Below are 15,704 nucleotides of genomic sequence, written 5' to 3'. Positions count from 1 at the left end.
TGGCTCAGGGCTGCTTGAGACGTCCATCCGGATTCAGCAGCTCCCGGGCTGATCCTCCCAGGCTGGATTCCGGGCGCAGCAGAGGTTCCGATTGGTGCATCGGAACGGGTTCCGGTTCGGGCTCCAAGGCCAGCGATGGCTCCTGGCTCGGGGCGATCACGGGGTCTGGGTCGGCCTCTTCAACGGTTGCCGGCTCAAGGTCAGATTTGAAATTCTGGCTTGAGGTGTCGACTTGCTCAGGAGTGACGTCTGTTTTTTCTTCCTCTGCCTTTTGTTCAGGTTCAAGTTCGGCTTCTTCGTTCAGTTCGGGACTGTCATCCGATGAGGGTTCAGGTTTGACTCGCTCCTGCTGGGGACTTCCGCTTAGGCGCTCCAGTTCATCCTCATTCAGGCGGGGCTTCAGCCAGACGGGCCGGTGACGACTGCCGTCCTCCAACCGAACCAGACGATTGTTGAAGACGGGCTGCAGGGGTTCGCCCTGACCATTCAGCAACTCCACCTGGAGAGTGGTGCCCTGGCTGCCGCTCCCTTTCAGCCAAATCGCTTCTTGGTGGTCCGTCAGAAAGCTGTCTCCATCAACGCTGATGCGGATGCGCCAGCGGCCGTCTCCATCGCGAAGGTTCTGAAGTGGGGCATTCCAGATCAGCCAATCCAGCATTAACGGTTGCTGGTTCTTTTGATCTGCGGGTGGGACGGGCACGACCCAGGGGGCATCCGCCGATGGCTGGGTTTCGTTCAGCCGTTGCCAGAGGTGCAGTCGCCCTTGAACGGATCCGCCCGGGGCCGTGACAGCCTCCCCCCATGGGTAGGCGGCCCAGGCGCTGAATCGATGACTTCCCGGCGTCAGGTCATCGAGGTCCAACCGCACCTCTCCATCGGTGAGTTGATCGACTCGGATGAGCGGACGGTCATCGACCTGCACGACCACATGGGGGCCGATCCCCAAGTCCGGATCCCGGCTCACCGGCCAGTCCTGCACCGCCAGGACCAGTTCCACGCCATCGCTGTTGATCACGCCGTCATCGGCGGGGCTGATCAGCGTCAGCTGGGGGTGCCGTCCGGTCAGTTGGCGCTTCAGCTGCTGAACAGCTCCCGGTGGGGCCACTTCCTGCAGACGTCCTGAGGGGCCCTCGCTTGGAATGGGTCCTTCCGCTGCTTGGCCGCGGTTGAGCCATCCCGGCAGGGCGGCAACCCCCGTTGGGGCGCTGAACAGGAGCAGCAAGGCCAGAACCCCCACCAGCAGCGGCTTCAGGGCCGAGCGCGGCATGGCTGAACAGCGGATGGGTTCATTCTGCCCACCCTGGCGTGGCAAGAAACAGTTTTTATCAGCCTGGCCGAAAAAATAACGACGTTTGTGTTGCTAACTGCCGCAAGATTCTGTTTTTTGCTGATCACCACACCTCTGGAGACCCCAGTTCCAGACTGGCTCGGGGCGGGATTGAACCTTTGTAACTCAACACCGGTATAAGCCCTTCTTCAGATCTATGCTTCCGCCAGCGGTCCCCTTTTTGGGGCCCCAGCTTCAGTGAAGTCAAGGGGTTTCGGCTCTTTATCGCACTGACGCCCTGATGCAGCTTCATTGCGGAGCTGTGTCCGGGGCCCCGATGGATTTCGATCCATCGGAGGGGTGGCCCTCCACCTCGACTCCAGTCCCTCGAGGAACGACTCGATGACCATCAGCCCACCAGAGCGTGGGAGTGACGCGAAGAGCCAGGTTGAAAAGGTTGACAATCCAGCAACCTTCGAGCTGTTCGGTAAGCCCGGACATTTCGACCGCGCTCTCGCGAAGGGTCCCAAAACCACATCCTGGGTTTGGAACCTTCACGCCAACGCTCACGACTTCGACGCCCACACGAGTGACCTTCAAGAGGTCTCTCGGCGGATCTTCTCCGCACACTTCGGCCATCTGGCCGTCATCTTCATCTGGCTGAGCGGCGCCTTCTTCCACGGTGCTCGCTTCTCAAACTATTCCGGTTGGCTCGCTGATCCCACCCACGTGAAGCCCAGTGCTCAGGTGGTGTGGCCGATCTTTGGCCAGGAGATTCTCAATGGCGATATGGGTGCCGGCTTCCAAGGCATTCAGATCACCTCAGGCCTGTTCCACGTCTGGCGTGGATGGGGCATCACCAGCGAAACCCAGCTCATGGCTCTGGCCATCGGTGCCCTGGTGATGGCCGGCCTGATGCTCAACGCTGGTGTTTTCCACTACCACAAGGCTGCGCCGAAGCTGGAGTGGTTCCAGAACGTTGAGTCCATGCTGAACCACCACCTGGCAGGTCTGCTGGGTCTCGGTTCTCTCTCCTGGGCAGGTCACCTCATCCATGTGTCCGCTCCCGTCAGCAAGCTGATGGATGCGATTGACGCTGGTCAGCCGCTGGTGCTCGACGGCAAAACCATCGCAACTGTCGCTGACATCCCCCTGCCGCACGAGTTCTTCAATCAGGACCTGCTGGCACAGCTTTATCCCGGCATCGGTGCAGGGATCGGAGCCTTCTTTTCCGGCAACTGGGCTGCCTACAGCGACTTCCTCACCTTCAAAGGTGGTTTGAACCCTGTCACCGGCAGTCTCTGGATGACCGACATCGCCCATCACCATGTGGCGATCGCCGTCCTTTTCATCGTCGCTGGTCACATGTACCGGACGAACTGGGGCATCGGGCACTCCATCAAGGAGATCCACGAAGGTCAGAAGGGTGATCCCCTGCTGTTCCCCGCTCCCAACGGTCACGACGGTCTCTACGAGTTCCTGACCACCTCCTGGCACGCCCAGCTGGGTCTGAACCTGGCGATGCTCGGCTCACTGAGCATCATCGTGGCTCAGCACATGTACGCCATGCCTCCCTACGCGTACATGGCTGTCGATTACCCGACTCAGATCGGTCTGTTCACCCATCACATGTGGATCGGTGGATTCCTGATCGTCGGTGGTGCGGCCCACGCGGCCATCGCCATGGTCCGCGACTACGACCCCGCCAAGCACATCGACAACGTGCTGGATCGGGTGCTCAAGGCCCGCGACGCCATCATCAGCCACCTCAACTGGGTGTGCATCTGGCTTGGAGCCCACAGCTTCGGCCTCTATATCCACAACGACACCATGCGTGCCCTGGGACGTCCCCAGGACATGTTCAGTGATTCGGCGATCTCCATTCAGCCGATCTTCGCCCAGTGGATTCAGAACGCCCATGCAGCAGCAGCCGGTAGCACCGCTCCCAACGCTCTTGCCGGCGTGAGCGAAGTGTTCAACGGCTCCGTTGTGGCGGTCGGCGGCAAGGTTGCCGCAGCCCCCATGCCGCTCGGCACCGCCGACTTCATGGTGCACCACATCCACGCCTTCACGATTCACGTGACGGTGCTGATCCTGCTGAAGGGTGTGCTCTACGCCCGCAGCTCCCGTCTCATTCCAGACAAGGCCAACCTGGGCTTCCGCTTCTCCTGCGACGGCCCCGGTCGCGGTGGCACCTGTCAGGTGTCCGCTTGGGACCACGTGTTCCTGGGTCTGTTCTGGATGTACAACTCCCTGTCGATCGTGATCTTCCACTTCTCCTGGAAGATGCAGAGCGATATCTGGGGAACGGTGAACGCCGACGGTTCCGTCGCGCACATCACCAACGGCAACTTTGCCCAGAGCGCCATCACCATCAATGGCTGGCTGCGTGACTACCTGTGGGCTCAGGCCGTTCAGGTGATCAACAGCTACGGCTCGAACACCAGCGCCTACGGAATCATGTTCCTGGGTGCCCACTTCATCTGGGCCTTCAGCCTGATGTTCCTGTTCAGTGGCCGCGGCTACTGGCAAGAGCTGATCGAGTCCATCGTCTGGGCTCACAACAAGCTGAAGGTGGCTCCGGCCATCCAGCCCCGCGCGCTGTCCATCATCCAGGGCCGTGCCGTGGGTGTCGCCCACTACCTGTTGGGCGGAATTGCGACCACGTGGGCCTTCTTCCACGCCCACATTCTTGTGGTCGGCTGACCTCACTGACCTTTCCCTCTAATGGCAACGAAATTTCCTTCGTTCAGCCAGGGTCTGGCTCAGGACCCGACAACCCGTCGTATCTGGTACGGGATCGCCACGGCTCACGACTTCGAGAGCCATGACGGAATGACGGAGGAGCGCCTCTATCAGAAGCTCTTCTCCACCCATTTCGGTCACCTGGCGATCATCGGCCTGTGGGTTTCGGGAAACCTGTTCCACATCGCCTGGCAGGGCAACTTCGAGCAGTGGGTCGCTGACCCCCTGCACGTGCGCCCCATCGCTCACGCAATCTGGGATCCCCACTTCGGTCAAGGCGCCATTGATGCCTTCACCCAAGCGGGTGCTTCCTCTCCGGTGAACATCGCCTTCTCCGGTATGTACCACTGGTGGTACACGATCGGCATGCGCACCAACGCCGAGCTGTATCAGGGTTCCATCTTCATGATGATCCTGTCGGCCTGGGCCCTCTTCGCCGGCTGGCTGCATCTGCAGCCCAAGTTCCGTCCCTCTCTGGCCTGGTTCAAGAACGCTGAATCACGCCTCAACCACCACCTCGCCGTTCTGTTCGGCTTCAGCTCCATCGCCTGGACCGGTCACCTGGTTCACGTCGCGATCCCCGAAGCCCGCGGACAGCACGTCGGTTGGGACAACTTCCTCAACGTTCTGCCTCACCCCGCCGGTCTTGGACCCTTCTTCACCGGCAACTGGGGTGTGTATGCCGAGAACCCTGATTCCCTGAACCAGGCTTTCGGCAGCGCTGATGGCGCAGGCACCGCCATCCTCACCTTCCTCGGCGGTTTCCATCCTCAGAGCGAAGCTCTGTGGCTCACCGACATCGCCCACCACCACCTGGCCATCGGTTGCATCTTCGTGATCGCCGGCCACATGTACCGGACCAACTTCGGGATCGGTCACTCCATCAAGGAGATCCTCGAGACCCACAACCCACCCAAGGGCACCCCTGGTGACCTCGGCGCCGGCCACAAAGGTCTTTACGACACGATCAACAACAGCCTGCACTTCCAGCTCGGCCTGGCTCTCGCCTCCCTCGGCGTGGTCACCAGCCTGGTGGCGCAGCACATGTACTCGATGCCGTCGTACGCCTTCATCGCGAAGGACTACACGACCCAGGCAGCCCTGTACACCCATCACCAGTACATCGCCATCGCCCTGATGTGCGGTGCCTTTGCCCACGGTGCGATCTTCTTCATCCGTGACTACGACCCCGAAGCCAACAAGGACAACGTCCTGGCTCGGATGCTCGAGCACAAGGAAGCGATCATCAGCCACCTGAGCTGGGTCTCCCTGTTCCTCGGTTTCCACACCCTCGGCCTCTACGTCCACAACGATGTGGTCGTCTCCTTCGGTACCCCCGAGAAGCAGATCCTGGTGGAGCCCGTGTTCGCCCAGTTCGTGCAGGCCGCCTCTGGTAAGGCCATGTACGGCATGGACGTGCTGCTCTCCAACGCCTCCAGTTCCGCCAGCCTCGCTGCGCAGAACATCCCCGGCGAGCACTACTGGCTGGATGCCATCAACGGCAACACCGACGTGTTCCTGCCCATCGGCCCTGGTGACTTCCTGGTCCACCACGCCATCGCTCTGGGTCTGCACACCACCACCCTGATCCTTGTGAAGGGTGCCCTGGATGCTCGCGGCTCCAAGCTGATGCCTGACAAGAAGGACTTCGGCTACTCCTTCCCCTGCGACGGCCCCGGCCGTGGCGGCACCTGCGACATCTCAGCCTGGGACGCCTTCTATCTGGCTGTCTTCTGGGCCCTGAACACCGTGGGTTGGGTCACCTTCTATTGGCACTGGAAGCACCTGGCCATCTGGTCCGGCAACGTGGCTCAGTTCAACGAATCCAGCACCTACCTGATGGGCTGGTTCCGCGACTACCTCTGGCTCAACTCCTCCCAGCTGATCAACGGCTACAACCCGTTCGGCAGCAACAACCTGGCCGTCTGGGCCTGGATGTTCCTGTTCGGTCACCTGGTGTGGGCCACCGGTTTCATGTTCCTGATCTCCTGGCGCGGTTACTGGCAGGAACTGATCGAGACCATCGTCTGGGCGCATCAGCGCAGCCCCATCGCCAACATGATGGGCTGGCGCGACAAGCCTGTGGCTCTCTCGATCGTTCAGGCTCGTGTTGTGGGTCTCGCCCACTTCTCGGTTGGTTACGTGCTCACGTACGCCGCCTTCCTGATCGCCTCCACTTCAGGCAAGTTCGGTTGATTCATATCCGTCCAACCGTCTGATTCACGAGTCGTTCCTCGTATTCACCCCGTCCGGTTTGCCGGGCGGGGTTTTTTGTTGCAGCCACGCTCCATCGGCTGGTGCTGGATAGGTTGTCGACCCTGGTTTTGCTTGCTGGTTGTGACGTCACGCCAATGGAGTCACTTTTTGCTCAACCGCGGCATCTGGCAGGGCAGCTTCGACACGCTGGACCGGAGTCTGGAGTTGAGACGGCGGCAGCCATCGCAACTCACCCTTGCGGGGGACGACGCCCTTGTGGAGCTGGAGTTGCTGTTCTGGCCTGATGCTCTCGATGGCCAACGTCAGGGCGATCCGGTGAAGCGGATCGCTCAGTCCTTCCATCAGGTGGATTCTGAGCTGGGTTTCTTCTCCAGCGGCAGCTTTTCACGGGGTTCCCTGTTCATCTCCTCCTGGTCCAGGCCCTATGCCGAATTCGGATTCCTCTGGCGAGATCGCCGCCATCGCCTGGTGTTGCTCTGGGATGGAAGCGGTCGCTTTGATCACCCGGTTCTGATTCGCGAACACCGTGCCGGTGTCCATGCCCATGAAGCACCTCCCCTGACGGCGGAGCAGCTTCTGGGCGATTGGTGTGGACAGCAGACGTTGCTGGAGCGAGACCGCTCAGCGGTCGATTCTGTCATCACGCCCCATGAACTGCAGATCACCAACGACATGGTGCAAGGCCTGCGCTGGCTCCCTGATGGTGGCGCCTTCCGCGCCCCCGAACAGGTCAGGGCTGGCAGCGGCTTTGCCATCGAGGCCTGGTGGTGTCCCTGTCCTGAGCGGTTGGAGCGTATTCAGCGCTGCTATGACGCGTTCGGCAGTTGGATCGCCAGCCGCCATGTTCTGTTGCAGCGTTAATTGATGAGCGCAAACAAGCTGCTTGTGGGCACGGTTTGCTCCCTTTTCCTAGGAACTGCGCCTCCTGTTGATGCCGATACCGCTCGCGTGCATTGCCATCTGCACGTGAAGTCTCCGGTGATGAAGCGGACCAATAGCGCTGCCAATTGTCAGTTCAGCCAGTCCCAGGGCAACGTTCACGTGGTGATGAACCCTGGTTTGCCTGGTGGACTGCAATTTGACTTTCCAGCGTCCAAGCAGAACGTCACTTATCAGCGCTTCAATGACGAGGCTGGGATCCAATTCACAACACCAGAGCTCACACTCAAGGTGTTCTGGGCTGATCCCGGGACCCGCCACAGTTTTTAAATCGTTCCCGGCAGGGTTGAACCCAATCGCTCCACGGCTTCCCGCAATCGGTGAAACGCCCTGGGTTGCAGCCGTCGCTGGATGCGCAGCAGCACATGATCAGCGATGCGTTGCATCGCCACCATTTCGCTCGCACTCTCCGGTGCGTACACCGCTTGCGGGCGTTGCAGCAGGGTCTTGTCCTGAACGAACACCTCCTTCCAGCGCCGTCCCCAGACCGCTTCGGCAAAGCGGTTGTTGTTGTCCTTGAAATGCCGTCGCACGACCCTGGCGAGATCCCTGTCGAATCCCCAGTAATTGCCATCGTTCCAACGACGGAAGCTCTGCTCCCGCGGAACGATCGCAGAGGAATTCTCGATGACCCGATGGCTGATGCCATGGCGGGCCAGGCGCAGCCCCACTTGGCGTGCCAACCAGGTGGCGCGAGGGCCCGGACTTGCATTGAGGTCCTCTGAACGGCTGGCGGCCCAGTTCAGATCCGGATTGAGATCAAGGGTCCTCAGCAGTTGTCGCAGCGGGTCTTGCTCCGTCTGGCGAAAGGGAATGAAGCGCACATCCAGTCCCCGCTTTCGTTCATTCAGCAGGGCAGAGAAATAACTCCAGAAGTCGAACACATCACTGCGTTTGGCATTGGGCCCCGTGAATGTTCCGCTGGAGGGCAAACGGCCCGCCAACACTTCCTCCACATACTCATTGAATGTTGTTGTGTGATAAAAACGCTTCAGCGTGTAGGCATAACGGGAGTTGATGTAATCGAGCTGTGATCGGATGAAAATCACAACCGTCAGCTCATAACCGTTCTCCCGGGCTAAACGCCTCAGCTGGCGGAGCGTCGTTCGTTGCGTGAGGCGAGGGGCGAACTGTTCAGCACTCAGCAGCACATCGCCATCGTGACGGGCCATGGCCTCCAGATAGTCACGCCACAGGCTCCAATCCCCTCGCGTGATCGCTTTGATGAGGGGTTTGAAATCAGGAATCTCCGCCAGGGGAAACCGGTACTGAATGTGCTGTTGCTCCAGCAACGCCCGGCTGCGCAGCAGCCTCGATTGGATGTCCGTTGAGGCGGTCTTGTGGGTGCCGGCGTGCAGGATCAACCGACGGCGGACCGCAGCCGCAGGAGGTGTTGAGGTCATGCCGGACGCCAGCGTTTCAGCAACAAATACACCGTCGGCACCACAAACAAGGACAGCCAAGAGGAGACCAGCAGGCCGCTGAACACCACCGTGCCAATGCTGATCCGGCTGGCGGAACCGCTGCCCTGGGCCAGCAGCAGCGGTAGAAAGCCGGCCAGGGAGGTGACTGCTGTGAGCAGGATCGGCCGCATTCGGTTCACGGCGGCGCCGAGGATCGCCTCACGCAGGTTCATGCCGGCGTTGAGCCGTTGGTTCGCGAATTCGACAATCAGGATGCCGTTCTTGGCCGCCAGGCTCACCAACACCAGCAGTCCCATCTGTCCGTAGACATCCAGGGGCAGACCGCGCAATTTCAGCCCGATCAGCGCCCCCATCAGGGCAATGGGCACCGTGAGCAAAATGATCAGCGGATCCACAAAGCTTTCGTAGAGCGCCGCCAGCAGCAGATACACCACCACCACCCCGAGGCTGAACAGCACCCAGGTTGAGCGGGCTGCCTTTTGCTCTTCCAGGGCCAGGCCCGTGAAGGTCAGCCCGATGTTGTTGCCCCCCACCGAATCGCCAGCGGCCTTGAGTTGCTGAATCGCCTGACCGCTGCTCACCCCAGGGGCCGGCACCGCCGTGACCGTGATGGCCCGGTTGAGGCCATAGTGGCGAATGCTGTTGGCCCCTTCCGTTCGGGTCAGGGTGGCCACGTTCTCCAAAGAGACCAGCTCTCCGCTGCGGTTGCGCACCATCAAGCCGCTGAGGTCCTCCGGGCCGGCTCGACGCTCTCCGTCCAACTGCAGATAGATGCTGCGGATGCGCCCCCCCTCGTAGGTGTCGTCGATGTAGCGGCCGCCGATGGCCGTGCCGATGTCGCGCAGGGTGGTGTTGAGATCGAGGTCGAGGCCAGCAAGAAGATCCCGATCAAGACTGAGGCGCCAGCGGGGGGAGCTGGCATCGAAGCGGGTGCTCACCCGTTCAAAGCGGTTGCTGGCTTGGGCGGTGTCGATGAAGCGCTGGGCCACGGCTTCGAACTCCTGCAGGCTGAGTTGCCCGCCGCTGCGGTCCAGCAGTTCCAGCCTCAATCCGGATTCGCTGCTGAAGCCCCGCACAGTGGCTGGGGTGGTGACCACCACACGGGCGTCGCCGATCCGGCTGCGGATGGCCCGGTTCAGCCGTCGTTTCACCGCATCACTGCTCTGATCGCGACCGGACCGTTCCTCCAGTGGCTGGAGCCGTAGATAGAACGACCCACGGTCCTCACCGCTCTGGCCGAAGGATCGACCGGCATAAAAGTTGCCCGTGCGGATCAACGGCTCTTCAGCCACCACAGCACGGATGCGGTCCATCACCGCCACCGTGCGTTCCAGGCTTGCTCCCTCCGGCAGGGTGAAATAGCCGCGGATCTGGCTCTGGTCTTCGTTGAGGATGAAGGCGGTGGGCATCGCCGCCAGCCCAGCGCCGGTGATGAGCAGTCCCGTCAGCAGCAGGCCCAGCACCAGCGGGGCGCGCCGCAGCCAACGCTCCAGCAAATTTGCGTAGCGCCGCTGCAGGTTGCTCATGCCTTGCCTCAGCCCGCTGCTCAGGCGTCGCAGCGGACCCGGCAGTCGCCCTTCGCCGGAGTCCAGCACCCGGGCGCAGGCCATCGGTGTGAAGGAGAGGGCGTTGAGGGTGGAGAACAGAATGGCGCCGCTGATGGCCAGGGCAATCGGTTGATACAGCCGTCCCACGGAGCCGGGGATCAGCAGCACCGGCACGAACACGGCAGCCAGCACCAGGGAGGTGGCCACAACCGCTCCGGCCAGTTCGGCCATGGCGTCTTCTGCCGCAGCTTTTGGGGCATCCCCCCGTTCGATCCGACCGGCGATGTCCTCGCTCACCACGATCGCGTCATCGACCACGATTCCCGTGGCCATCACCATCCCAAATAGAATCAGACTGTTGAGGTTGGAGCCGCTCAGTTTCACCAGCACCAGGCTTCCCACCAGGGCCACCGGCACGGCAAGACCAGGGATCAGGGCGAGGCGCCAGCGTCCCAGGAACAGCACCAGCACCACCAGCACCAGAAGCACGGCATCCCGCAGGGTGGCGATGGTGCGGTCGAGGTTGGCCTGGACGTTGTCAGCCACGTCCACGATCATCGAGGTCTCGATCCCGGGCGGGAAGCTGGGTTCCAGTCGCTTCAGCTCGGCCTTGACAGCTCGGCTCACCTCCAGGGCATTGGCTCCATCCCGTTGGTAGAGCCCCACGGCCACGGAGCGCTGCCCGTCGAGATTCATGGCCTGGCTGCCGTAGCTGCGCTGTCCCAGCTCGACGCGGCCCACATCCTTGAGGCGCAGCAGGCCGCCGTTGTCGAGGCGGCGCAGGATCAGGTTTTCGAAATCCTTCTGACTCAGCAGCCGTCCCTCGGCATCCACGGGCAGGCTGATCAGCTGACCATCCGGCGCTGGAGAGGCGCCCAGGCTGCCGATGGCGGCCAGAACGTTCTGCTCCGCCAGGGCTCGGCTGACGTCTGAAATGGTGAGGTTGGCCTGTTCCAGTCGATCTGGATCGAGCCAGAGGCGAAAGGAGAGCTCACTGCTGCCAAACACCAGCACATCGCCGACGCCGGGGGTGGTGAGCAGTGACTCCCGCAGGGATTGATCCAGCCAGCCGGCCAGAAAGGTGGAGACGTATTGGTCGGGCGGATGGCTGAAGCCAAGGATCATCAGCAGGTCATCCGAGGACCGGCGCACCCGCAGCCCCTGACGGCTCACCGCCTGAGGCAGGCGGCGGGTGGCGAGGTTCACTTCGTTCTGCACCTTGATGGCATTCAGCTCGGGATCGCCTTCGCTGAACCGCAGGCTGATGCTGGCGCCCCCCTGGCGACTGTTGGAGCTGATGCTCTCCAGCCCCTCCAGGCCATTGAGCTGCTGTTCCAGGACGGCCGTGACGCTCTGCTCCACCACTTCCGGTGACGCCGCAGCAAAGGTGGCTCGAACGCTGACCCGGGTCGGAGCCAACTGCGGCAGGTCCTCGAGTCCAAGACCGGTGAGGGCCACGAGGCCCGCCAGCAGGATCAGCAGGCTGCAGACAACGGTGAAGACCGGTCGGCGCAGAAACGGCTGGGAGAGCGACCGCACCGGGACGACTCAGAGATGGGTGGATCTTGACAGTCGAAAACCCTCAGCTGCACCAAGAGGGAACAGCAGAGGGTCAGCGATGGGATTGGTCAGATCAGTGACTGAGGCCCCAGGGGCAGATCAGCCGACGCTCCAGACCCCGGCAGCGATCTTGAACAGCTCCTGAACGTGCACTGTGTTGCAGAGGAACCAGGCGAACACGGCACCGCCGCAGCCGCCCAGCCAGAAGCCGCTGGTGAAGTCAGCCCAGCCGGTGCGGGTGAACAGGTCAGCCGGTGGGTTTTCAACCGTGGCGTCCGCGGGGGGGATGTTGGGTTGCTTGCCGGGCTGGTTGTACAGCAGGAACAGCAGGCTGAGGATGTGAACCGCGCCGATGGCGGCCAGCAGGCCTGCGGTCTGCTGATACTCCGTGGCCCGCAGGGGACCGCAGATGGTGAAGGGGCCGTACAGCAGATAGCCAAAGGCTGCACCGGTCTCCAGGCCGCGGAAGTTGGGGGAGATGCCGGGGCGGTACAGGGGCAGGTTGTTGATCAGGCCCTTGATGAAATAGCCGCTGTTCACCGGGGTGGCGAGATTGCCTACGCAGGGGTCAGAGACGGGAGTGACGGTCATTGAAGTCGAATGCTGAGGGGTGGAAACGATCCGCAATTCGCGGTCACTCGGCGGCGGTGATCACTCGACCGACGAGGACGATGAACACTGCAGGGAAGACGATTCCGGTAATGGGAACGAAAATCGCAGGCAGCCAGGCAGCAGCGAAATCTCCAGTCATGTCGAGGCCAAAAGCTTCGCCGCTACTGTAGAGATCACTGATCTGACGGTCTCTTTCAGGCCGCAACGGCGACATAAAAGTTCAATCCGCATGCAGAACGTTCTCGTCCCCGGTGCTGTCGTTCTTCTGACGGTGGTCCTGTGGCTGCGCCGCAAGCCGGTCAAACCCATGCTCAGCAGCACCGACACCAGCACGGTGGCCCAACTGAATCGGGCGCAGCTCGAGCTGGTGATCGAATCATCCCCTCCAGACAGCGCCAGCGAGGATCCTCCGGCGAATTGGACGGCTCCCCAAACGGAACAGGAGCGTCTGGCATTGCAGCAGCGGCTGCGAGGGCGCATGGCAGCGGGGCCGGAGGAACGGCTTGAAGCGGTGCGGGAAGCAGCCCTGTGGGGACACCGTTGCGTCTTGCCGTTGCTCAAGCGCGCCCTGCGGGACAGCGACGCCCGGGTGGTGGAGGCTGCTGCTGAGGCGATGGAACCGTTCCGCGGAGCGCCCCGCCGCGCTTCGGCTCAGCCGGTGCGGCCACCGCGCAATGTGTCGCGGATGCGGTAGATCGGTCGTCCCTGACTTTCGTGATAAGTGCGGATCAGCAGTTCCCCCAGCAGGCCGAAGCAGAACAACTGAATCCCCGCCAGCCCCAGCACAACCGCGAGGGTGAGAAGGGGGCGGTTGCCGATGTCTCCACCCATCAGCTTCACCGCCAGGAGATAGGTGCTGGCTACAAGGCTGCCGAACATGGCGATCAGTCCCCCGAACCCGAAGACGTACATCGGACGGGTGAGGAAGCGTTTCATGAACCACACCGTCAGCAGGTCCATCAGCACCCGGAAGGTGCGGTCGATGCCGTATTTGCTGCTGCCGAATTGGCGGGCCCGGTGATTCACCTTCACCTCGGTGATCCGGGCCCCCTCGATGAAGGCCAGCGCCGGCAGGAAGCGATGCAGCTCGCCGTAGAGGCGCATATCTGAAAGCACCTCCCGCCGGTAGGCCTTGAGGGAGCAGCCGTAGTCGTGCAGCTTCACGCCGGTGACGCGCCCGATCAGGCGGTTGGCGATGCGGGAGGGGAGTTTGCGTTGCAGAGCAGCGTCCTGGCGCTGATGGCGCCAGCCGCTCACCAGGTCATAGCCCTGCCGCAGTTTGGCCAGCAGCATCGGGATGTCGGCAGGATCGTTCTGCAGGTCGCCATCGAGGCTCACGATCACCTCGCCCTGGGCGACATCAAACCCGGCGGCCATAGCGGCGGTCTGGCCGTAGTTCTTGCGCAGCAGCACCGCCACCAATTCCGGGACCTCCCGGCTGATCTGCTCCAGGACCTCAGCGGTTCGGTCGCTGGAGCCGTCGTTGACCAACACCAGTTCGAAACGTTCGCTGCTGGGTCTCAGCGCCTGAAGCAACTGCTCCACCAGATGGGGCAGGCTTTCCTCCTCGTTGTAGAGGGGCACCACCACGGACAGGTCCAGGGGTGTGCTCATGCCTCAGGGTCTACTGATCGCTGCAACCTAAGCCGACCCGCCGCTGGGTTCAGCTGAGGGGGGTTCCGTCGTGGCAACGCATCACGCGACCCGCTCCCCTCAGTTCCGCCCGATAGTGGCTGGCCACAGGATGGGGGTCCGCTGCGTGGAGGCTGTCGACGCCGATCCCGTCGCGGCCATGCTCCCGGCCGGAGCTGTGGCGGTAGAACCCATCGCCCAGATAGAGCCCCACATGGGAGCAACGCCGTGCTGAACCAAAGAAAATCAGATCTCCCGGGCGCAGCAGCTGCAGTTGACCCACCTGAACGGCCACCGGTTGGCAGAAACGCTCCTGCTGATAGGCGTCTCGTGGGATCCAGACACCCTCGCTGGCGAAGGCCAATTGCATCAGGCCTGAGCAATCCATGTTGGGTTCAGTGGTTCCGCCCCAGAGGTAGTGGTTGGGCTGTTGTTCGGCGCGTTCGCTCCAGGCCAGCACCGCCGGCAGTCGCCGCTGGATTTCCATCGCCGGCAGCAAGGTGGGCATCCAATCAGGCCGTTGCTCCGCTCGACCGATCAGGTCATTGAGGTCCATCCAGCAGCGGTAGCCGTCCTCCAGCAGCTGCACCAGCAGTCGTCCACTGCTCCACTCCAAAAGACGGATGCTGCGACCACGGCGGCCCTGGGTGGTGAGGCTGTGGCCCACGGGACGCCCATAGCCATTGACGTCGCTCAACAGGGTCCACTGCGTTCCCGGTTGCATGAGGTCGGGAGCCAGCAGGGTGCTTAACGTCGCCATGGCTCGTCGCTGTCGTCATGGCGTTCTACCGTCCCGATTCCGCCATGGCTTCCCATCTGGAGTCGGTGCTCGACCGGATGGATGCGGCAGGTCGTCCCGGGTTGCGCAACAGCCTCTCCATGACCTGGGTGCGCTACGACGACGTCAGCCCCCAGGCTGGTGAGGGCCGCGGTGCCTCCTGGAATCAGGAGCGCTGGGTTTACCCCGCCAGCGTGGTGAAGTTGATCTATGCGGTGGCCGTCGAGCGTTGGCAGCAGCGGGATCTCATCCCCGACAGCGACGAACTCAAGCGCGCGATGCGCGACATGATCGCTGAGTCGAGCAATGACGCCACGGGATTGGTGGTGGATCTGCTCACCGGCACCACCAGTGGTCCCGAGCTGCATGGGGATCGCTGGGAGCTGTGGCAGCGCCAGAGACGGCTGGTGAATGACTGGCTGGCCACCCTGGAATGGCCGGAGCTCGATGGCGTGAACTGCTGCCAGAAGACCTGGGGGGATGGGCCCTACGGCCGGGAAAAACGGTTCTATGGCGCAGACAATGGCAATCGCAATGCGCTGAGCACCGCGTCCACGGCCCGGATGTTGGAAGCGGTGATGACCGGCGCTGTGGTGTCACCACCCGCCTGCCGGCGCTTGCGGGACCTGCTCAGTCGTTCCCTGGATCCCGATCAACGACGCGCCGACCCGGAGAACCAGGTGGATGGATTTCTCGGGGAAGGCCTACCTGCAGCGAGCCGTCTCTGGAGTAAGGCGGGTTGGATGAGTCAGGCTCGCCATGACGCTGCCTGGTGGCAGCTGCCGGATGCTCCCCCCACGATGGTCGTGGCCTTCGGCAGTGGCAGTGACCGCGCTCAGGATGAACAGCTCTTGCCGGATCTGGCACGGGCCCTGGGCGATTTCATGCCTTCCGAAGAGAGCTGAAACCGCGGATCTGGACCGGAACGGAGAGGGAGGGATTCCGACTGATCCACAGAGGCACTGCAGGAGAAGGAAAGACAT

At 62.3% G+C, this 15,704-nt stretch carries 13 protein-coding genes; 6 read left to right on the top strand and 7 right to left on the bottom strand.

The annotated features are described in order from the left end of the window. Positions 1 to 4: 4 nt before the first annotated feature. Positions 5 to 1,267 (bottom strand): hypothetical protein, encoded by a 1,263-nt coding sequence (locus tag SynA1528_RS11030; RefSeq protein WP_186586779.1) that lies wholly within the window; start codon positions 1,265 to 1,267, stop codon positions 5 to 7. A gap of 402 nt (positions 1,268 to 1,669) precedes the next feature. Between SynA1528_RS11030 and psaA the strand changes: the two genes are divergently transcribed. From psaA to SynA1528_RS11010, 4 genes are all read left to right on the top strand, one after another. After that, positions 1,670 to 3,973, top strand: a complete 2,304-nt coding sequence (gene psaA, locus SynA1528_RS11025; RefSeq protein ID WP_011128980.1) for a photosystem I core protein PsaA — start codon at positions 1,670 to 1,672, stop codon at positions 3,971 to 3,973. A 21-nt stretch (positions 3,974 to 3,994) separates the two neighbouring features. Then, positions 3,995 to 6,208 carry a photosystem I core protein PsaB gene (gene psaB / locus SynA1528_RS11020; protein WP_186586778.1) on the top strand — a complete coding sequence of 738 codons (2,214 nt, stop codon included), beginning with the start codon at positions 3,995 to 3,997 and terminating at the stop codon, positions 6,206 to 6,208. Between the two features lie 141 nt (positions 6,209 to 6,349). Then, positions 6,350 to 7,090, top strand: a complete 741-nt coding sequence (locus SynA1528_RS11015; protein ID WP_286187820.1) for a DUF3598 family protein — start codon at positions 6,350 to 6,352, stop codon at positions 7,088 to 7,090. A gap of 120 nt (positions 7,091 to 7,210) precedes the next feature. Continuing rightward, positions 7,211 to 7,438 carry a hypothetical protein gene (locus SynA1528_RS11010; RefSeq protein WP_186586776.1) on the top strand — a complete coding sequence of 76 codons (228 nt, stop codon included), beginning with the start codon at positions 7,211 to 7,213 and terminating at the stop codon, positions 7,436 to 7,438. Here SynA1528_RS11010 and SynA1528_RS11005 read toward each other — a convergent pair. The 4 genes from SynA1528_RS11005 to SynA1528_RS10990 form a co-directional block, all read right to left on the bottom strand. Continuing rightward, positions 7,435 to 8,571 (bottom strand): hypothetical protein, encoded by a 1,137-nt coding sequence (locus SynA1528_RS11005; RefSeq protein ID WP_186586775.1) that lies wholly within the window; start codon positions 8,569 to 8,571, stop codon positions 7,435 to 7,437. The two genes, SynA1528_RS11010 and SynA1528_RS11005, sit on opposite strands and share 4 nt — an antisense overlap. Continuing rightward, positions 8,568 to 11,678 carry an efflux RND transporter permease subunit gene (locus tag SynA1528_RS11000; RefSeq protein WP_186586774.1) on the bottom strand — a complete coding sequence of 1,037 codons (3,111 nt, stop codon included), beginning with the start codon at positions 11,676 to 11,678 and terminating at the stop codon, positions 8,568 to 8,570. Before SynA1528_RS11000 ends, SynA1528_RS11005 begins: the two co-directional genes overlap by 4 nt. Before the next feature lie 120 nt (positions 11,679 to 11,798). Next, a complete protein-coding gene (locus SynA1528_RS10995) occupies positions 11,799 to 12,290 on the bottom strand; it encodes a photosystem I reaction center protein subunit XI (protein ID WP_186586773.1) in 492 nt (163 codons plus the stop codon). 43 nt (positions 12,291 to 12,333) lie between these two features. Further along, the gene (locus tag SynA1528_RS10990) at positions 12,334 to 12,450 is read right to left on the bottom strand and encodes a photosystem I reaction center subunit VIII (RefSeq protein ID WP_006851672.1); all 117 of its coding nucleotides are present in this window, start codon (positions 12,448 to 12,450) and stop codon (positions 12,334 to 12,336) included. Positions 12,451 to 12,540: 90 nt separating this feature from the next. On the opposite strand from SynA1528_RS10990, the gene SynA1528_RS10985 reads away from it, so the two are divergent. Next, the gene (locus SynA1528_RS10985) at positions 12,541 to 13,005 is read left to right on the top strand and encodes a HEAT repeat domain-containing protein (protein WP_186586772.1); all 465 of its coding nucleotides are present in this window, start codon (positions 12,541 to 12,543) and stop codon (positions 13,003 to 13,005) included. On the opposite strand, the gene SynA1528_RS10980 is transcribed toward SynA1528_RS10985, so the two are convergent. Together SynA1528_RS10980 and SynA1528_RS10975 are read right to left on the bottom strand one after the other, a co-directional pair. After that, positions 12,963 to 13,925, bottom strand: a complete 963-nt coding sequence (locus tag SynA1528_RS10980; RefSeq protein WP_186586771.1) for a glycosyltransferase family 2 protein — start codon at positions 13,923 to 13,925, stop codon at positions 12,963 to 12,965. The genes SynA1528_RS10985 and SynA1528_RS10980 overlap by 43 nt on opposite strands. Positions 13,926 to 13,974: 49 nt before the next feature. Further along, positions 13,975 to 14,703, bottom strand: a complete 729-nt coding sequence (locus SynA1528_RS10975) for a C40 family peptidase (RefSeq protein ID WP_186586770.1) — start codon at positions 14,701 to 14,703, stop codon at positions 13,975 to 13,977. 17 nt (positions 14,704 to 14,720) lie between these two features. Between SynA1528_RS10975 and SynA1528_RS10970 the strand changes: the two genes are divergently transcribed. After that, positions 14,721 to 15,626, top strand: coding sequence for a serine hydrolase (locus tag SynA1528_RS10970; protein ID WP_186586769.1), 906 nt, complete (start codon positions 14,721 to 14,723; stop codon positions 15,624 to 15,626). The last annotated feature ends 78 nt before the right edge of the window (positions 15,627 to 15,704 follow it).

Source organism: Synechococcus sp. A15-28 (assembly GCF_014280175.1).
GTDB lineage: Bacteria > Cyanobacteriota > Cyanobacteriia > PCC-6307 > Cyanobiaceae > Parasynechococcus.
The sequence above is the reverse complement of the archived record's forward strand: the minus strand, read 5'-3'. Positions and strand labels throughout refer to the sequence as shown.